Source organism: Lacticaseibacillus porcinae (assembly GCF_003946305.1).
GTDB lineage: Bacteria > Bacillota > Bacilli > Lactobacillales > Lactobacillaceae > Lacticaseibacillus > Lacticaseibacillus porcinae.
Genome location: NZ_RHNS01000024.1, coordinates 1 through 19,950, shown reverse-complemented (window position 1 = coordinate 19,950; position 19,950 = coordinate 1). Strand labels below are relative to the sequence as shown.

At 48.0% G+C, this 19,950-nt stretch carries 11 protein-coding genes and 9 tRNA genes; 2 read left to right on the top strand and 18 right to left on the bottom strand.

The window, feature by feature from the left end:
* Positions 1 to 454: 454 nt before the first annotated feature.
* Positions 455 to 1,834, top strand: a complete 1,380-nt coding sequence (gene brnQ / locus EKM92_RS12935) for a branched-chain amino acid transport system II carrier protein (RefSeq protein WP_125711421.1) — start codon at positions 455 to 457, stop codon at positions 1,832 to 1,834.
* A gap of 92 nt (positions 1,835 to 1,926) precedes the next feature.
* Here the strand turns inward: brnQ and EKM92_RS12930 are convergent, their stop codons facing one another.
* The 5 genes from EKM92_RS12930 to rpsL all read right to left on the bottom strand — a co-directional run bounded on the left by EKM92_RS12930 (position 1,927) and on the right by rpsL (position 7,462).
* Positions 1,927 to 2,796, bottom strand: a complete 870-nt coding sequence (locus EKM92_RS12930) for an SDR family NAD(P)-dependent oxidoreductase (RefSeq protein ID WP_125711420.1) — start codon at positions 2,794 to 2,796, stop codon at positions 1,927 to 1,929.
* A gap of 74 nt (positions 2,797 to 2,870) precedes the next feature.
* Positions 2,871 to 3,812: a dihydroorotate oxidase gene (locus tag EKM92_RS12925; protein ID WP_125711419.1), complete on the bottom strand. Its 942-nt coding sequence runs from the start codon at positions 3,810 to 3,812 to the stop codon at positions 2,871 to 2,873.
* 365 nt (positions 3,813 to 4,177) lie between these two features.
* The gene (gene fusA / locus EKM92_RS12920; RefSeq protein WP_125711418.1) at positions 4,178 to 6,265 is read right to left on the bottom strand and encodes an elongation factor G; all 2,088 of its coding nucleotides are present in this window, start codon (positions 6,263 to 6,265) and stop codon (positions 4,178 to 4,180) included.
* Between the two features lie 228 nt (positions 6,266 to 6,493).
* Complete coding sequence (rpsG, locus tag EKM92_RS12915; protein WP_125711417.1) at positions 6,494 to 6,964, bottom strand: 30S ribosomal protein S7; 471 nt, start codon at positions 6,962 to 6,964, stop codon at positions 6,494 to 6,496.
* A 78-nt stretch (positions 6,965 to 7,042) separates the two neighbouring features.
* On the bottom strand, positions 7,043 to 7,462 hold the full coding sequence (rpsL, locus tag EKM92_RS12910) for a 30S ribosomal protein S12 (RefSeq protein ID WP_056964667.1): 420 nt from the start codon (positions 7,460 to 7,462) through the stop codon (positions 7,043 to 7,045).
* Between the two features lie 256 nt (positions 7,463 to 7,718).
* Here rpsL and EKM92_RS12905 point away from each other — a divergent pair, with 256 nt between their 5' ends.
* On the top strand, positions 7,719 to 8,105 hold the full coding sequence (locus EKM92_RS12905) for a hypothetical protein (RefSeq protein ID WP_125711416.1): 387 nt from the start codon (positions 7,719 to 7,721) through the stop codon (positions 8,103 to 8,105).
* Between the two features lie 285 nt (positions 8,106 to 8,390).
* Here the strand turns inward: EKM92_RS12905 and rpoC are convergent, their stop codons facing one another.
* The 13 genes from rpoC to EKM92_RS12840 form a co-directional block, all read right to left on the bottom strand.
* Positions 8,391 to 12,044 carry a DNA-directed RNA polymerase subunit beta' gene (gene rpoC, locus EKM92_RS12900; RefSeq protein WP_125711415.1) on the bottom strand — a complete coding sequence of 1,218 codons (3,654 nt, stop codon included), beginning with the start codon at positions 12,042 to 12,044 and terminating at the stop codon, positions 8,391 to 8,393.
* Positions 12,045 to 12,055: 11 nt separating this feature from the next.
* On the bottom strand, positions 12,056 to 15,649 hold the full coding sequence (gene rpoB, locus EKM92_RS12895; protein ID WP_125711414.1) for a DNA-directed RNA polymerase subunit beta: 3,594 nt from the start codon (positions 15,647 to 15,649) through the stop codon (positions 12,056 to 12,058).
* A gap of 367 nt (positions 15,650 to 16,016) precedes the next feature.
* Positions 16,017 to 18,506, bottom strand: coding sequence for an ATP-dependent Clp protease ATP-binding subunit (locus EKM92_RS12890; RefSeq protein ID WP_125711413.1), 2,490 nt, complete (start codon positions 18,504 to 18,506; stop codon positions 16,017 to 16,019).
* Between the two features lie 20 nt (positions 18,507 to 18,526).
* Complete coding sequence (locus EKM92_RS12885; protein ID WP_125711412.1) at positions 18,527 to 19,000, bottom strand: CtsR family transcriptional regulator; 474 nt, start codon at positions 18,998 to 19,000, stop codon at positions 18,527 to 18,529.
* Between the two features lie 105 nt (positions 19,001 to 19,105).
* A tRNA-Pro gene (locus EKM92_RS12880) sits at positions 19,106 to 19,179 on the bottom strand.
* Positions 19,180 to 19,183: 4 nt separating this feature from the next.
* Positions 19,184 to 19,255 (bottom strand) — tRNA-Gly (locus tag EKM92_RS12875).
* Between the two features lie 39 nt (positions 19,256 to 19,294).
* Positions 19,295 to 19,368 (bottom strand) — tRNA-Arg (locus EKM92_RS12870).
* Between the two features lie 10 nt (positions 19,369 to 19,378).
* Positions 19,379 to 19,464: transfer RNA gene (locus tag EKM92_RS12865), tRNA-Leu, on the bottom strand.
* Between the two features lie 10 nt (positions 19,465 to 19,474).
* A tRNA-Gly gene (locus tag EKM92_RS12860) sits at positions 19,475 to 19,546 on the bottom strand.
* Between the two features lie 19 nt (positions 19,547 to 19,565).
* Positions 19,566 to 19,638 (bottom strand) — tRNA-Thr (locus EKM92_RS12855).
* Positions 19,639 to 19,654: 16 nt separating this feature from the next.
* Positions 19,655 to 19,736 (bottom strand) — tRNA-Leu (locus EKM92_RS12850).
* Between the two features lie 24 nt (positions 19,737 to 19,760).
* A tRNA-Lys gene (locus tag EKM92_RS12845) sits at positions 19,761 to 19,833 on the bottom strand.
* Positions 19,834 to 19,874: 41 nt separating this feature from the next.
* Positions 19,875 to 19,947 (bottom strand) — tRNA-Val (locus EKM92_RS12840).
* Positions 19,948 to 19,950: the final 3 nt, after the last annotated feature.

Genomic DNA, 19,950 nt, shown 5'->3' with positions numbered 1-19,950 from the left:
TGAAAACTCATGGTTGACACTGAGATTTCTCATGCTATACTCAGAAACAACAAGACAAATGCATCGAGAAAGTCCAGTAACCGGATTTGTTGATCAAGCGAGCTTCGTGAGGTGAGAGGAAGCATCAACAGTTACGGCGAACATCCCTTTCAAGCAGGATCTCGAAAGCTGATTGCGTCAGTGAGTAACAGATCATGGCCAGAGCCCCCATTATCCGGTTCGCGTATCGCTATCTTTTGATAGCCGTACGAACGGAGGCTGTTTGTGGTGACACGATCAGCAAATTAAGGTGGTATCGTGCTGCGGCGCCCTTAGTCATAGACTAAGGGCGCCGTTTTTTGTGCATTTGAAAAATTCCAACAATAAAGGAGATGGTGAATATGGATAGCGACATTAGCGGCATTAGTCACATTAAAAGCTTACATACACTGATCTTTTATTGGAGGAATCATCAATGGAAAAACTTACCGAAAAGAAATTGACTAAGCGCGATTACTTAGTCGTCAGCTCCATGTTGTTTGGCTTATTCTTTGGTGCTGGGAACTTGATCTTCCCACTGCATCTCGGGCAACTTGCTGGTGCCAACTGGGTCCCAGCAACGCTTGGTTTCTTAGTCACTGCGGTGGTATTGCCACTGCTTTCCGTTTTAGCAGTAGCAGCCATGCACGCTGAAGGGGTTTATGATATCGGTAAACCTTTAGGCAAATGGTTTGCGGTATTGTTCATGGTATTGATCCACTTGACCATCGGCCCCTTGTTTGGGACCCCACGGACGGCAACCGTTTCGTTCACCACTGGCGTTGCACCACTATTACCAAAATCCATGCAAGCGACTGGCTTGCTAGTTTTCTCAGCATTATTTTTCTTAGCCGCATTCTTACTTTCTTATAAGGAACAACACATCACCAGTGCCATCGGTAAAGCGTTGAACCCAGTATTCTTGCTCTTATTGTTCTTCTTATTCTTCGTCGGCTTCTCTCATCCCATGGGCAACGCTGCCGGTCAAGCAACCACTGCTGGTTATCACACATTAGGTGCCGGGTTCTTCAACGGCTTCTTACAAGGTTATAACACCATGGATGCACTCGCTGGCTTAGCCTTTGGGGTCACGGTTGTCACTGCGGTTCGCGGCCTTGGGCTTCACCGTCAATCAACAGTCTCAAAAGTCACTGCCAAAGCTGGGGTTTTGGCGACTAGCATGATCGGTTTGGTTTACTTGTTCTTGATCGTTTTAGGGGCTAAATCTTTAGCGAACTTCAAAGTTTCTGCAGAAGGCGGTACTGCCTTTAATCAATTGGTCACTTACTACTTCGGCAACGCTGGCCATGCATTGCTTGCGACGTTGTTAACCGTCACTTGCTTGACCACTGCCGTTGGTTTAGTTGCGGCGTTTGCACAAGACTTCCACAAGCACTTCCCAGTATTGTCTTATGTTCAATGGTTGGCATTGATGAGCTTTGCTAGTTTCTTAACCGCCAACTTCGGCTTAGCAACGATCATCTCATGGTCCACCCCAATGTTGATGTTCTTATATCCATTTGCCATGGTCTTGATCTTACTTTCGGTTTCTGGCAAATGGTTCAACCACGACAAAACCGTTTACGGCTTCACTGTTGCTTTCACCACTGTTCCTGCTTTACTCGACATGGTTTCAAGCTTCCCACCAGTGGTTTCTCAATCTGCATTCGGGCTGGCTTGCACCAACTTTGAACACAGCTTCTTTCCCTTTGCTGCACAAGGCATGGCATGGGTCGTGCCAGCATTAGTTGGTTTAGCTTTAGGCTTAGTCGTTTACAAAGTCCGCGGCCGCGCCACTGCAAATGCCACTGATTAGCTTCCCAAAAGCAAAAGGTCTGAACCTTTTTAGATAATCAGTGCCACATCAAAACGCGATCAACATCAACGGTTGATCGCGTTTTTGCGTGGTTAGTCTTGAGATTCAGTGGCCACTTCGGCGTTTTGACCGAGATGCATTTTCAACGCAAGGTCCACTGCCAAGTTCAACCCATGACGGAATAATTCAGGATGGATGCGGGCAAAGTTGGCGATCAAACGATCACTGCAAGCGTGGTAGTAACGTCGACGGGGACGCTTGGCCGTGGCAGCTTGATAAAAGACTTCTGCCAGTTGTTCTGAAGTTGCCCCAGTCATGAAGCTACTATGGGAATATAACCCACCCACAGTGTCAGTCAACTGGCGATAAGCAGAATCAGCCTTCAAATTGGTTTTGGCATGGTCCATTGCAATGTTTAACCAATTCGACTGGGTGCCACCTGGTTCAACGATCACCGAACGCAAACCAAATGGCCGGATCTCCGAGTCTAAAGTGTCTGACCAAGTGTTTAACGCGTGCTTGGAAACATAATACCACCCACCAAGTGGCGTATACAAATCCCCGCCAATCGAGGAGTTGTTGATAATGCGGCCATACCCTTGACGACGCATGATCGGCAAAACAATTTGCGCAAGGTCTGCTGCGCCGAGAAGGTTGGTTTCCAATTGTTTGCGTGCAGACGCTAATGGGACTTCTTCCAACGGTCCAAATTCCCCGTACCCGGCATTGTTTAACAACACATCCAGCCGCGTTTGTTGCGTCAACGCCCCAGCAACAAACGCTAAGTTGCTATTGTGATCGCACACGTCTAAATGCATCGGGTGAATGTTTTCGCCAGTGGGAATCTTTTCGACCCGGCGAGCGCCTGCAAAGACTTGCCAACCGCGTGAAGCAAACAGCTCTGTTGCTGCTTTCCCCATCCCACTAGAAGCCCCAGTGATCAAAATTGTTTTTTGGGACATGTTTACGCCTTCTTTTACCAGTTTCTTCTATTATAAAAGGCTGATGACGTGAAGTCACCAGCCTTTTGGCGGAATTAATCGATGGTTTTCAGCTTCCCTCGGAAGTCATCTAAGCTTGTGTAGCCTTTCAGCGCCATGATGTCATCGAGTTCATGGGCGACGCGATCAAAGATCTTCGTTCCTTCATAACCAAATTGCGTCCCGATTTGCAACATTGAAGCGCCACACAAGATGTGTTCAAACGCATCACGACCGCTCATGATCCCTCCGACGCCGATCACTGCGATTGATGGGTTCAACCGTTGGGACAAGGCGCGAACATTTGCTAAAGCAGTAGGTTTGACACTGGCACCACCGAGGCCGCCGAAGCCGCCTTTTGGTTTGATCGCGACAGTTTCAGTTTCATAATTGACGATCAAGCCATTACCCACAGAGTTGATCGTGGTCACGAAAGTTAATGGGAATTGGTTCAACACTTCAGCGATTTGATCGAAGTGCGCCAAATCAAAGTATGGTGGCAACTTCACGCCGAGTGGCTTGGTGTAAAAATCAAACACCGCTGTCAACGTTTCGCGCGTAGCGTCAAAGTCATACCCTTGTTGCGGATGACCTGGGACATTTGGGCAAGATAAATTTAATTCAACAAAGCCGTTGTAAGCAGAATCTTGAATTTGATGAAGCATATCGAGGTTATCTTGCAAGCTAGTACCAGCGATCGATAAGAAGTTCGTCGCATTTGGTCGCTTAGCTTGATCGTTTAACACAAAGTCCAAGTAATAATCTAAACCATTGTTTGGTAAACCCATGGAATTGAAGCTACCATGTGGGATCATTTTCATCCGTGGTTCAGGGTTGCCGGCGCGGTAAGCTGGGGTCGCACTTTTGGTCACGTAAGCCCCGGCATTGGAATTGATCAAGGCATTCAAGTCGCGATCTGATTGGCAACGAACACCAGCAGCGTTCATTAAGCAAGTTTTGAAATGACGATCGGCAATGGTAGTGGCAAGAGTCAACATAACTTCAATTCTCCTTTGATTAACATCTGGTTGATTGCTGTTATCCATCATACACTGTTTTATCGCGTTAGTCACGGACAAAATTTAAACTAACACCGTGAAATAATAGTAAAACACGAACGATATCAGTAATATTCATCGTTAGTCTGGGCGTCGTCCGGTGAATGATCGGGAAATGTTCGGATTTTAAATTGGCAACGGCCATGGCAACGTCGCGCTTTTTTGAGCAACGCCGACACAGCGCTGGGCATCGTCGAGGACTTCAAAGCAACACACCGACGGCTAGCTACCCTTGGTGTTAAGCCCGCTTTGAAGTCCTCTGGGCACAAAAAAGCACCGAGTCATTAGACTCGGTGCTCACGGCTTTAGTTGCCGCCGTTCTTTTTGATGATTTCTTCTTGGATAGACTTAGGGGTTGCTTCGTAGTGATCGAAAGTCATCGTGAAGGTACCACGGCCTTGAGTAGCGGAACGCAAGGTCGTTGCGTAACCGAACATTTCAGCCAGTGGGATCATGGAGTTGATGAGTTGGGCGTTACCACGTGCTTCCATGCCTTCGACACGGCCGCGACGAGCGGTAACTTGACCCATAACATCGCCAAGGTATTCTTCAGGAACAACGATTTCAACGTGCATGATCGGTTCGAGGATCACGGCACCAGCTTTAGGTGCAGCGTTCTTCAACGCGATGGATGCAGCAACCTTAAAGGCCGCTTCAGAGGAATCGACATCATGGTAAGACCCATCATATAACTTAGCTTTAACGTCGATCAATGGGTAGCCGGCGAGGACACCGTTAGCCATAGATTCTTTCAAGCCTTGTTCAACTGAAGGGATGTATTCACGAGGAACCACACCACCGACGATGGCATCTTCGAATTCGAAGCCTTTACCTTCTTCGTTAGGGGTAAATTCAACCCAAACATCACCATATTGACCTTTACCACCAGACTGACGAACAAACTTACCTTGAGCGGAAGCTTGCTTGGTGAAGGTTTCACGATAAGCAACTTGAGGCGCACCAACTTTGGCGCCAACCTTAAATTCACGCTTCATCCGGTCAACCATGATATCCAAGTGTAATTCGCCCATGCCGGCGATCAAAGTTTCGCCAGTTTCAGGGTTAGTTTCAGCTTGGAACGTAGGATCTTCTTCACTCAGCTTTTGGATCGCAACGTCAAGCTTGTCACGGTCTTCTTTTGAGTCAGGTTCGATGGAAACTTGGATAACTGGATCAGGAATTTCCAAGGATTCGAGGATCAATGGGTGGTCAACATCAGTCAAAGAGTCACCAGTAGTAGTGTTCTTCAAACCAATGGCAGCCGCGATATCACCAGAGAATACTTCAGGGATTTCTTCACGGTGGTTAGAGTGCATTTGCAGCAAACGACCAACACGTTCACGGTTGTCCTTAGTGGCGTTCAAGACGTAAGAACCGGATTCCAAAGTACCAGTGTAGACACGGATGAACGTCAAACGACCAACGAATGGGTCAGTGGCGATCTTAAATGCCAACGCAGCAAATGGCTTGTCGTCGCCGGCAGTCAATTCAACGGCGTCACCAGTTTCAGGATCAGTGGCGTTGTATGGCTTAACATCAAGTGGTGATGGTAAGTAGTCAACGACACCGTCAAGCATCATTTGAACACCTTTGTTCTTGAAGGCAGAACCAGCAAATACAGGGAAGAATTCCAAAGCCAAGGTTGCTTTACGGATGGCAGCCTTTAATTCTTCTTTGGTGATTTCTTCGCCTTCAAGGTACTTGTCCATGATGGCGTCATCCACGTCAGCAACGGCTTCGATCAAGTCGTTGTGCGCAGCTTCAGCAGCTTCTTTGTAGTCGTCAGGAATGTCAACAACATCCCATTCGGAACCCAAAGCATCTTCATCGTACAAGTCAGCCTTCATTTCGATCAAGTCGATGATACCTTCAAAGTTATCTTCGGCACCGATCGGTAATTGCATGGCATGGGCGTTAGCGCCTAAGCGTTCGTGAAGGGACTTCACAGAGTATTCGAAGTCCGCACCGATCTTGTCCATTTTGTTAACGAACACGATCCGAGGAACAGAATAAGTGGAAGCTTGACGCCAAACGTTTTCAGTTTGAGGTTCAACACCAGCTTGGGCATCCAAAACAGTTACGGCACCATCAAGGACACGTAAGGAACGTTCAACTTCGATAGTGAAGTCCACGTGCCCTGGGGTATCGATGATGTTGACCCGGTGGTCCTTCCAAAAGGCAGTGGTAGCAGCGGAAGTGATCGTGATCCCACGTTCTTGTTCCTGAGCCATCCAGTCCATTTGAGAAGCGCCATCATGAGTTTCACCGATTTTGTGGATCTTACCGGTGTAATACAAGATACGTTCAGTTGTAGTGGTCTTACCAGCATCGATGTGGGCCATGATCCCGATGTTACGGGTCCGGTCTAACGGAAATTCACGCTTGTTGGCCATGTGAAAGTAGTTCTCCTCTCAATTGTTGTGAGTGATTAATGTTTAATATAGTCGACGTCGAGCGACGCAACGCAACAGGCAGGCGCAGAAGATGTCTTGCCGCAATGACAAAGTGCGTCATCACGTCAAGCCAGCTTCTGCTTTGCCTTAAAATCGCGTTGCGTCGCTCTGGGGATAAAACAATTGGCTACTATATGCCAAATATATGGATATAATAGCCAAACTGTCTTACCAACGATAATGTGCAAAGGCGCGGTTAGCGTCTGCCATTTTATGGGTGTCTTCGCGCTTCTTAACAGCCGCACCGGTGTTGTTAGCCGCATCCATGATTTCGCGCGCAAGGCGTTCGTCCATAGTGTGTTCACCGCGAGCACGGGAGTATTGAGTTAACCAACGAAGACCAAGGGTCGTACGACGGTCAGGACGTACTTCGATCGGGACTTGATAGTTAGAACCACCGATACGGCGAGCTTTAACTTCAAGCACTGGCATGATGTTCTTCATCGCTTCATCGAACACTTCAACAGGTTCGTTGCCAGTTTCCTTCTTAATGATATCAAATGCAGAATATAAAATCGTTTGGGCCTTACCGCGCTTACCGTCGATCATCAAATGGTTGATGAGGCGGGTAACCAGCTTAGAATTGTAAACTGGATCAGGTAAGACGTCACGCTTTGAAACAGTACCTCGACGTGGCATGCTGATTGCCTCCTTATATAAGTCGTGTTTTAGTTTGAAATTGCAATGTCCTAGGCGTTAAGCCTCAGGAGCGATTGCTTACTTCTTAGCCTTAGGGCGCTTTGCACCGTACTTGGAACGGGATTGCATACGGCCATCAACACCGGCAGTATCAAGCGTCCCACGGATGATGTGATAACGCACACCAGGTAAATCCTTAACACGGCCCCCACGGATCAGAACAACACTATGTTCTTGTAAGTTGTGGCCGATACCTGGGATATAAGCTGTCACTTCAATTAAGTTAGACAGACGAACACGGGCATACTTCCGCAAAGCTGAGTTAGGCTTCTTTGGTGTCATGGTGCCGACACGAGTAGCCACCCCACGTTTTTGCGGAGCTGGGGTGTTAGTAAGAGACTTCTTCTTGCTGTTGTAACCGAAGTTCAACGCAGGAGAGTTAGACTTTGTTACTTGAGACTTGCGACCTTGACGTACTAATTGGTTAATAGTAGGCATTTCAAGGTTCCTCCTTTCGATTCTGGTTTAAACTTTTCAAGTCCACACATCCAGGCGGTTCATTTTATTTGATAAAAAAATGGCCCACGAGACGGCGAAGTGGCAATTGCCCAGTTCACTGCTCGGGAAACCCGAATAACTGGAAAAAAGCACCTTTGATAGTATACTAAGAATCCCAAGGCGATGTCAAGCATTTCAGAAAAAAGCATCGTTTAATTTGCTGATTTCCTCGTGCTCTTCCAAGGAGTGATGTCACATGCTAGAAAACCTGATTTTTTGGGGTGGCTTGGCCTATTTTGCTTTTCAAGATGCCACCACTCACTCAGTCCCGTCACAACCTTTTGAGTTGTGGTGCGTACAACTTTACTTGCTCAGCATCCCCACTGCTGCGCTGTGGTGGCTGCCACTACTTTGGTGGGTCGCCTTTTCTATTCTCGCTCATTTCAACTACCTAGGAAGTGCTGATGCGTGGATGATCGGCGTTTTGGCCAGTCACTTCACCTTGATGCCCTTATTGTGGGTGTTACTGATCGCCTGCGTGACAGGCTTATTACATGCCACAAGCTTCAAGCAACGACAACTACCATGGTTACCACATCTTGCATTAGGAAGTTTGATCGTCACAATTGTTCAACTCATTTGATGTCTCAAACAGAGGATGCAAACAGTGTTGCGCAAGGGTTTTGAATTTGGACCGGAAGCTGGTCGGTGCTGCGTGGTGAGATTCTCGTTAGCGACTTGTCGCTTACGAGAACCCGCAAAGGAAGATCCGGCGAGTGGGGAGCGTAGCGACACATCTCGGCTAGCTTCCTTGAGGACCCTCACCACGCAGCACCGGCCAGCAGGAGGTCCAAATTCAAAACACCTTTTATTGAACGCAAAAAGCGCCGCAACTTTTCGGTTGCGACGCCTTTTTCATGCTTGCAGATTAGTTGTCAGACTTGGCAGCGTCATCAGCTTGCATTTGCTTTTCGATATCGGAGATCGAATAGACATTTTCGGAAACGGCACCAACCGTCTTTGGTTCCATGTGACGGTAGGTCGCCATCCCAGTACCAGCTGGGATGATCTTCCCGATAATGACGTTTTCCTTCAAGCCGACCAAAGGATCGACCTTGCCGCGGATCGACGCATCGGTGAGGACACGAGTAGTTTCCTGGAAGGAAGCCGCAGACAAGAAGGAGTTGGTTTCCAGAGATGCTTTGGTGATCCCAAGCAAGACTGGACGACCAGTAGCTGGGATACCACCGGAGATCAACGTATCTTTGTTCCGGTCCTTGAATTCCGCAATATCAAGCAACGTCCCTGGCAAAATGTCAGTGTCGCCTGGATCCATGACCCGGATCTTGCGTAATTGTTGACGAACCATCACTTCGATATGCTTATCAGCGATTTCGATCCCTTGCATCCGATAAACTTTTTGAACTTCAAACAATTGATAGTTTTCAGTGCTCAAAGAGTCTTGGATCTTGATCAAGGCCTTAGGATCAATTGAACCACCAGTCAAACGACCGCCACGATCAACGTGGTCACCTTCTGCAACCGCAACGCTTGATGCGTATGGCACAGAGTAAGTGCGAGTATCAGTTTTACCTTCAACTGTGATTTCACGAGTGTGTTCTGCAGGGTTTTCGTCGATGGCGGTAATGTAGCCGTCAACTTCGGAAACCACAGCAGGACCTTTAGGGTTACGTGCTTCCATAATTTCTTGGACACGAGGCAACCCTTGGGTGATATCATCACCGCCGGCAACACCACCGGTATGGAAGTTACGCATGGTTAATTGCGTACCTGGTTCACCGATAGATTGCGCAGCGACAGTCCCGACTGCTTCACCGACTTCAACTTGTTCGCCAGTAGCGAGGTTGCGGCCGTAGCACTTTTGGCAAACCCCATGACGGGTGTCACAAGTGAAGACGGAACGGATGGTAACAGATTCAACGCCGGCGTCGACAATAGCTTGGGCCATGTCTTCGTCCATCAAGGTGTCGCGAGGCACGATGACTTCATGCGTTTGTGGGTCAAGCACAGACTTTTGCGTGAAGCGGCCAACCAAACGATCGTACAATGGTTCGATCATTTCGTTACCTTCACGAATCGCAGAAACCACTAAGCCACGGTCAGTGCCACAGTCTTCTTCACGAACGATGACATCTTGGGCAACATCGACCAAACGACGGGTCAAGTAACCAGAATCGGCAGTCTTCAAGGCAGTATCGGTCATCCCTTTACGAGCCCCGTGGGTGGACATGAACATTTCCAAGACGGATAAGCCTTCACGGAAGTTCGAGATAACTGGCACTTCCATCATCCCACCGTTAGGCGCAGCCATTAAACCACGCATACCAGCAAGCTGAGTAAAGTTAGAAATGTTACCACGGGCCCCGGAATCACTCATCATAGAGATTGGGTTGTTCGGGTCAAAGGAGTCGATCAGCTTTTGTTGAATATCGTCTTTGGCATCGTTCCAAATGGAAATGGTGCGATCATGACGTTCTTGGTCAGTGATCAACCCACGACGGAACTGCTTGGCAACAGTTGCGACTTTGTTATGGGCTTCTTCAACTACTTCAGCTTTTTGTGGCAAGTTCGGCACGTCAGCAACCCCGACAGTTAAACCGGAGTTAGTGGCTTGGGTGTAGCCCAAAGTCTTCATGTCATCCAACAAGTCAGAAGTCCGTTGCACTTTGTAAGTCTTGAAGACTTCGGCAATGATCTTAGACAAGAAGGACTTCTTGAATGGGTCGATCAATGGTGCATCTGCCAAGTAAGCATGAATGTCTTCACCTGGTTGGATGAAGTGCTTATCAGGCACACCGTTGACGATGTTATCTTGGGTCGGTTCATCCAAGAATGGTAATTCAGTTGGCAAGATCTCATTAAAGATCACTTTACCCACGGAAGTCACCATGATCTTGTTGCGTTGATCATCAGTAAATGGCTTCTTAGGCATGGAGTTGACTGCCAAACCGATCCGAGTGTGCAAGTGAACATAACCATTTTGCAAAGCCATCAACACTTCGTTGGTGTCTTTGAAGATCATGCCTTCGCCTTCGCGACCTTTTTGTTCCATCGTCAAGTAGTAGTTCCCTAAAACGATATCCTGAGAAGGCGTAACGATCGGCTTACCATCTTTAGGCGCCAAGATATGGTGAGCAGCAAGCATCAGCAAACGGGCTTCGGCTTGGGCTTCATCAGATAATGGCACGTGAATGGCCATTTGGTCACCATCGAAATCGGCGTTGTAGGCTTCACACACGATTGGGTGCAAGCGCATGGACTTCCCATCAACCAGCACTGGTTCGAAGGCTTGGATCCCTAAACGGTGCAACGTAGGTGCGCGGTTTAAAAGGACTGGACGTTCTTTGATGACATCTTCTAAGACATCCCAAATATCGTCATCTTCGCGGTCGATTTTACGACGGGCGTTTTTAATGTTGGAGGCCATGTCACGCGCAACGAGTTCACGCATCACAAATGGCTTGAACAATTCAAGCGCCATGGTACGAGGCAAGCCACATTGATAGAACTTCAACGTTGGGCCAACATCGATAACTGAACGGCCAGAATAGTCAACACGCTTCCCTAACAAGTTCTGACGGAAACGGCCTTGCTTCCCTTTCAACATGTGAGAAAGAGACTTCAGTGGCCGGTTCCCTGGACCAGTGACCGGACGGCCACGACGACCGTTATCGATCAAGGCGTCGACAGCTTCTTGCAGCATCCGCTTTTCGTTTTGAACGATGATGTTAGGCGCGTTAAGGTCCAACAAACGCTTCAACCGGTTGTTACGGTTGATGACCCGACGATACAAGTCGTTCAAGTCACTAGTGGCAAAACGGCCACCTTCCAATTGAACCATTGGACGCAGATCCGGTGGGATAACAGGAATGGCATCCATGACCATCCATGCAGGATCGTTACCAGATTCCAAGAAGGCATCTAAGATGTCCAAACGACGGATCGCACGGGTCCGCTTTTGGCCTTGGGCCGTCTTTAAATCTTCTTTGAGTTCGGCAACTTCTTGGGCCAAGTCAACTTGGCTTAAAAGTTCCTTCACTGCTTCAGCACCCATTTTGGCGTTGAAACCTTGACCGTATTCGTCACGCTTGTCGCGGTATTCGCGTTCAGTCAATAATTGTTTCTTTTCAAGTGAGGTGTCACCTGGATCGATCACCACATAGCTGGCGAAGTAAATGACTTCTTCAAGCGCGCGTGGGGACATGTCCAAAACCAAACCCATACGAGATGGGATGCCTTTGAAATACCAGATGTGAGTCACAGGGGCAGCCAATTCAATATGGCCCATGCGTTCGCGACGCACTTTGGAGCGTGTTACTTCAACGCCACAACGGTCACAAACGATCCCCTTATACCGGATGCGCTTGTATTTCCCACAGGCACATTCCCAGTCTTTGGTCGGTCCGAAGATGCGTTCATCGAATAGCCCATCTCGCTCTGGCTTCAACGTCCGATAGTTGATGGTTTCTGGCTTTTTGACTTCACCATAAGACCATGAACGGATTTTGTCAGGCGAGGCTAAGCCGATTTGCATGCTTTCAAACTTGTTGACATCAATCAAAAGGCTACCTCCTAGTTGTTGTTATCGTCGCCGGATTGATCTTGAGCGGCAAGCGTAGCGGCTTCTTTGGCCTTCTTTTCTTCTTGTTCCTTGGCGAACTTCGCTAAGGCATCAACAGAAACTACGTCGTCGTCTTCATCATCCATATCGCGTAATTCGATTTCTTGTTTGTCTTGGTCGAGCACTTTCATGTCCAAACCAAGGGCTTGTAATTCCTTGACCAACACGCGGAATGATTCTGGCACGCCTGGCTTTGGAATTGGTTCGCCTTTGACAATGGCTTCATAGGTCTTCACACGACCTACCACGTCATCTGACTTGTAAGTCAAGATTTCTTGTAAGGTGTAAGCAGCCCCGTAAGCTTCCAAGGCCCAAACTTCCATTTCCCCGAAACGCTGGCCACCAAACTGAGCTTTACCACCCAGTGGCTGTTGCGTAACTAAGGAGTAAGGTCCAATGGAACGTGCATGAAGCTTATCAGCAGACATATGAGCCAGTTTCATGTAGTACATGACCCCGACAGATACACGGTTTTCAAATGGTTCACCGGTACGACCATCATATAAAATGGACTTGCCGTCTGAAGCCATCCCAGCTTCTTTAACTGTTGCCCAGAGATCTTCATCATTGGCACCATCAAAGACTGGTGTTGCCACATGGATCCCTAAGTTGCGAGCCGCCATCCCTAAGTGCAAGTCTAAGACCTGTCCAATGTTCATACGAGAAGGCACACCCATTGGTGACAGTAAAATGTCAACTGGGGTCCCATCAGGTAAGAATGGCATATCTTCTTCAGGCACCACGATGGAAACCGTCCCTTTGTTACCATGACGGCCGGCCATTTTATCCCCAACTTCGATCTTACGTTTCTGGGTGATGTAGACGCGGACCTTCATGTTAACACCAGGAGACAATTCATCCCCGTTGTCACGGGTAAAGATGCGGACATCTTGAATGATACCGCCGCCGCCATGAGGCACTTTCAAACTCGTGTCGCGGACTTCACGGGCTTTTTCACCAAAGATCGCATGAAGCAAACGTTCTTCAGCAGACAGTTCAGTCACACCTTTAGGCGTTACTTTACCGACTAAGATATCCCCGTCATGCACTTCAGCGCCGACGCGGATGATCCCGAATTCATCGAGGTCTTTAAGGGCTTCTTCACCGACGTTAGGAATTTCACGGGTGATTTCTTCAGGTCCAAGCTTAGTGTCACGCGCTTCTGATTCATATTCTTCAATATGGATGGAAGTGTAGGCGTCTTCGCGGACCAGTTTTTCAGATAAGACGATCGCATCTTCATAGTTGTACATGTTCCAAGTCATGAAGGCGATGATCGGGTTTTGACCTAAGGCTAATTCCCCGTTTTGCATGGCTGGGCCGTCGGCGATGATTTCATCGGCTTCGACTTTGTCACCTAAGCGGACAATTGGACGTTGGTTGTAGTTCTTACCGGCGTTAGAACGACGGAACTTCATCAAGTTGTACTTGTCTAAAGCACCATCAGCACGACGGATACGAATTTGCTTGGCATCAACGAATTCAACCGTCCCATCATGGGTGGCTAAAACGGCGATCCCGGAGTCATGGGCGGCTTTGTATTCCATCCCAGTCCCAACTAATGGGGCATGAGGATTGATCAAAGGCACAGCCTGACGTTGCATGTTGGCACCCATTAAGGCACGGTTGGAGTCATCGTTTTCCAAGAAAGGAATGCAGGCAGTGGCAACCGCAACTACTTGCTTAGGCGAAACGTCCATGTAGTCAACATGTTCAGCAGTGGTTTCGATGTTATCATCTTTAGAACGCGCCAAAATGGTGCTATCAGCAAATGAACCATCTTCGTTTAACTTGGTGTTGGCCTGAGCCACAACATAGTTATCTTCTTCATCGGCAGTTAAATAGTCGATTTTGTCGGTAACTTTATGGTCTTCCCATGAAACACGACGATATGGGGTTTCAATGAAGCCATAAGGGTTGACCACGGCATAAGAGGCCAAAGAGTTGATCAAACCGATGTTAGGACCTTCAGGAGTTTCAATTGGACACATCCGGCCATAATGCGTGTAATGCACGTCACGCACTTCATAACCGGCACGGTCACGAGTCAAACCACCAGGGCCAAGGGCAGATAAACGACGCTTATGCGTTAATTCACCTAAGGGGTTGGTTTGGTCCATGAACTGGGATAATTGAGAACTGCCGAAGAATTCCTTGATGGAAGCGACAACTGGTCGAATGTTGATCAATTGTTGTGGGGTGATCGTGGTGGTGTCTTGAATGGACATCCGTTCACGAACCACACGTTCCATCCGGCTTAAGCCGATCCGGAATTGGTTTTGAAGCAATTCACCGACAGAACGGATCCGACGGTTACCCAAGTGATCGATATCATCAGTGGAGCCAATGCCTTCTTGTAAGTTCAAGAAGTAGTTCATGGCAGCGACGATATCTGCTGGGATCAAATGCTTAGTCTTTTTGTCAATATGGCCGTTGCCGATCATGTTGACGACTTTTTCAGGGTTGTTTTCAGAGTAGACCTTAACGACTTGCACCGTCATTGGGTCAGTGACCACACCTTGGTCGCTTGGTTGATAAGTGATGGTCTTAAAATCATCTTTATCAAGGTATTCGCCTAAGGTCTCCATCACGTGACGATCGATCTTGGTGTCTTTAGCGACGATCACTTCGCCAGTTTCTGGATCTGCCAAAGTTTCAGCTAAAGTGCGGCCCAACAGGCGAGTCTTTAAGTTAAGCTTTTTGTTGACCTTGTAGCGACCAACATTAGCGAGGTCATAGCGCTTTGGATCAAAGAAACGCGCATATAACAGACTACGGGAAGAATCAGCAGTCTTTGGTTCGCCTGGGCGAAGACGTTCGTAAATATCTTTCAACGCTTCGTCAGTACGGGAATCATCGGTGTTCTTGTGCACATCTTTTTCCAAGGTGAGCATCAAGGAATCGTTATCGCCGAACATGTCGATAATGTCAGAATCAGCACCGAAGCCTAAAGCACGGACTAATTCAGTCATTGGGATCTTACGAGTCCGGTCGATGCGGACATACGAAATATCCTTGGCGTCAGTTTCAAATTCCAACCAAGCGCCACGGTTAGGGATCACAGTGGTGCCCCAAGTCATACGGGAGTTCTTATCCACAGCAGAGTTGTAATAAACCCCAGGAGAGCGGACTAATTGAGAAACGATAACCCGTTCTGCCCCGTTGATAATGAACGTCCCTTGATCAGTCATCAATGGGAAGTCCCCAAAGAAGACATCTTGTGACTTGATTTCGCCAGTTTCATGGTTAGTCAACCGCAAAGTGACGTGTAATGGTGCCGCGTAGTTGGCATCATGTTGACGGGCTTCTTCAACGGTATATTTCGGTTCGCGAAGATCATAGTCAACATATTCCAAAGACAAGTTGCCTTGGAAGTCTTCGATCGGCATGATGTCGTCGAACATTTCCTTCAGGCCTTCGTCTAAGAACCATTGATATGAGTTAGATTGGATCTCGATCAAGTTAGGCAGATCGAGTACTTCTTTGATGCGGGAATAGGAACGGCGTGTGCGATGCTTGCCGTAATTCACTAAATGTCCTGCCAAGTATGAACACCTCTCATTAGTTTTATCGGACGGCGACTTCACAAACAAATATTACATTTGTGTTACATCTGCCGATACGACTCCCATTTGGGCAAACAAAAACCCAAAAGCGCAAGAGAAAAAAATTCGCGAACGCCTTGGGTTCAATATGCGCGTTGACGGACAATAGATCGCCAACACATGTGGGTCGCACCGAAATGCAATTGCATTAAGAATACCTGTTTTTAAAATTAATGTCAAGTAGGTGGGCTGAGGTCACTTGCAGCTTTCAACTTGGCCACATGCCCCAGTCGCAGTAAAACCGGTTTAAAACTCGTTGGGTTCAAAAAAGTCGCCTTCTTCTATAGAAGAAAACGACTTTTTTGCATTAGGCTTTCACTGGTTCTTTCGGTTCAGCAGCAGGCTTCACCTTAAAAGTCAGCTTACCGGCTTTTGCGCCGATGGTGATCAAGTCGCCTGCTTTGGCTTGACCAGTTAACAACAGTTCAGATAACTGATCTTCAACATCGCGTTGCAATGCCCGACGAATTGGACGGGCCCCATATTCAGGATCAAAGCCGGCTTTAGCAACAGCATCGATACCTGCAGGGGTGATTTTGACTTTAATGTCTTGATCTGATAAACGATGCAAAACGTTTTTGGCCATGATCTTCACGATTTCATGGAGTTCTGCCTTGTTTAAGGAGTGGAATACCACAGTTTCGTCGATCCGGTTCAAGAATTCTGGTCGGAAAGCCCGTTTGAGTTCTTCAAGCATGCGACTTTGCATTGCTTTGAAGTCAGGCCCATTGCTAGTCGATGCGCCAAAGCCCATCGTCTTTTCATCACGTAAGGCAGTGGCACCGATGTTTGACGTCATGATCAAAATCGTATTCCGGAAGTCCACGCGGCGGCCTTTAGAGTCAGTCAAGTAGCCATCATCTAAGACTTGCAGCAAAATGTTAAAGACATCGGGATGGGCTTTTTCCACTTCGTCTAACAGCACAACAGAGTAAGGCTTGTTGCGGACTTTTTCAGTCAGTTGGCCACCTTCATCATAGCCGACGTAACCAGGTGCTGCCCCGATCAAACGGCTAGTAGAAAATTTCTCCATATATTCAGACATGTCGACGCGGATCATTGCATCTTCAGTCCCAAACATCGCTTCAGCTAAAGCTTTGGCTAATTCGGTCTTCCCAACACCAGTGGGGCCTAAGAACATGAATGAGCCGATCGGACGAGTGGGGTCTTTCAAACCGCTGCGAGCACGACGGATCGCCCGGGATACGGCACTGACCGCTTCGTCTTGGCCGACAACGCGTTCATGCAAGACTTTCTCCAAGTTCACTAACCGTTCGGATTCTTTCTTTTGGAGTTGGGTGACTGGCACACCAGTCCATTGGGCCACCACTTCAGCGACATCTTCACCAGTCACTTGGACATCTTTGCGGACGCCATTTTCATCAGCGTCTGATGGTTGAGCAGCCACTTTTTCGCGGAGCTTTTGTTCCTTTTGGCGAATGACGGCTGCTTCTTCAAAGTCTTGATGCGCGATCGCATCTTCTTTGGACTTGACCAAATCTTCAAGCTTTTGTTCCAGCTTATCGGCTTTAGTTGGTTTGTCAGCTTCGTCTAAGCGAACTTTGGCAGCTGATTCGTCAACCAAGTCGATCGCTTTATCTGGTAAAAAGCGTGTCGTGATGTAGCGACTAGATAACACAACGGCTTCATGCAAGGCATCATCGGTAATGGTGACGCCATGATGTTCTTCATAACGTCCTCGCAAGCCATGCAAGATCTGCTCTGCTTCTGCTTCTGATGGTTCATTGACTTGAATCGTCGCAAACCGACGTTCCAAAGCGGCATCTTTTTCGATGTACTTTTGGTATTCGTCTAAAGTGGTCGCCCCGATCAATTGCAATTCACCACGAGCTAAAGCAGGCTTTAAAATGTTAGACGCATCAATGGCACCTTCTGCGCCACCGGCACCAATTAAAGTATGCAGTTCATCAATGAACAAGATCACATTGCCATCTTGATAAATTTCATCGATCACTTTCTTCAACCGGTCTTCGAATTCACCCCGGTATTTGGTGCCTGCAACTAATGACCCCATATCAAGCATCATCAAACGTTTGTGTTGCATGTCGCTAGGCACAGAGCCGGCGACGATTTTTTCTGCGAAACCTTCTGCGATCGCCGTTTTGCCGACCCCAGGTTCCCCGATCAACACTGGGTTATTCTTGGTGCGGCGAGCTAAAATCTGGATCAAGCGGCGGACTTCTTTGTCACGGCCGACCACTGGATCCATTTTATTTTCGCGAGCCAGTTGCGTTAAGTCGCGAGCTAAGCCATCGAGAGTCGGCGTGCCTTGAGAAGCAGGACGCTTTGTTTGACGGGTGGCTTGGCGCGGCTTGGCGGCTGCTTCTGAGATCCCCATTTTCTTTAAGACCATTTGACGGGTCTTTGATAAGGAAAGATCCAAGTTCTGCAAGATCCGCGCTGCTAAAATATCATCTTCGCGCAATAATCCCAGCAAAATGTGTTCCGTCCCGATTTTCAAGGCGCCTAAGCGTTTGGCTTCGTCGCCGGCAAAGCTCAAGATCTCTTTGCCTTTCGGGGAGTATGGCAAATAAGTGTCTGCGCTTTGGTTTTGGGCGTCGACAGTGCCATAGCCGGTGAAGCGTTCGATTTCATCATGGACATCTTCTTGGCTGACAGAAAGTTGACGCAACGTTTTGCCAGCGATGCCATCTTCTTCGATCACTAAGGCCATCAACAAATGTTCCGTGCCGACTGCGTGGTGATGGAAGTACTTGGCTTGTTCTTGTGCGATCATTAAAACGTTTTTTGCTGACGGCGTAAACAGATTATCCATACGCTCATTCCTCTTTTCAATCAGTGTGTGCGTTCATATTGTAAACTTTGCAAACAAGACAACAACAATCGAGCCCGCAGCCGCGCTTCTGTATCGGTATCAGCGACGTTTAAGGTTTGATGACTCAACACATTGAGCATCATGTTGCCACTTTGTTGGTTGACGACGCCTTCATCATACAACTTTTGGATCATTAAGCGGGCATCTTGATTACTGATTTGGCTTGGCAATTGATCGATCATCCAAGTCACCAAATCACAATCGGTGCGCATTTTAACTTTAACGATGCGAATATACCCACCGCCGCCGCGCTTAGATTCGACCACATAACCGCGTTCTGGGGTGAAGCGCGTTTTGATCACGTAATTGATTTGTGAAGGGACGCAATCAAAGCGTTGCGCCACCTGGGCTCGTCTGATTTCGACTTCTTCTTGCGCATCCAGTAACGCTTTTAAGTAGCGTTCGATGATGTCCGTCACATTTTGGCTTGCCATCACGTCCCACCTTTCTTTAGGCATTGGTCTAGTTTGACTAATGTTGACTTTAATTATACGCAAATATAATAAAAAAGCCACTGTCCTCAGACAATGACTTCAATATCGGGAAAACGGGATTCGAACCCACGACCTCTGCGTCCCGAACGCAGCGCTCTACCAAGCTGAGCTACTTCCCGATGAAGCGGAAGACGAGATTCGAACTCGCGACCCCCACCATGGCAAGGTGATGTTCTACCACTGAACTACTTCCGCGAAACGTGATCTTAGAAAATCTTTGCATAACGCAAAAAATGCACCCAGTAGGAGTCGAACCTACAACCTTCTGATTCGTAGTCAGACACTCTATCCAATTGCGCTATGGGTGCATATCATAAATGCCGAGAGTCGGGTTCGAACCGACACGGTTATCACTAACCGCAGGATTTTAAGTCCTGTGCGTCTACCAGTTTCGCCATCCCGGCATAAATGAAAAGCGGAAGACGAGATTCGAACTCGCGACCCCCACCATGGCAAGGTGATGTTCTACCACTGAACTACTTCCGCAATAAATATTCAGTTGTACTGCCGACTAGAGGATTCGAACCTCCGACCTCCTCATTACTAGTGAGATGCTCTGCCAGCTGAGCTAAGTCGGCGAAAATATAATGCTGATGCGGGTGAAGGGACTCGAACCCCCACGGTATAAACCACTAGAACCTAAATCTAGCGCGTCTGCCAGTTCCGCCACACCCGCAGACAAATATGGAACTGGTGGAAATGAGCCGTGACAGGCTCGAACTGTCGACCCTCTGATTAAAAGTCAGATGCTCTACCAACTGAGCTAACGGCTCATGCTGGACCTATTCAGATCCTGGACCCTAGGTGGGTCCGATGGAGGATACAGGGCTCGAACCTGTGACCCTCTGCTTGTAAGGCAGACGCTCTCCCAACTGAGCTAATCCTCCATA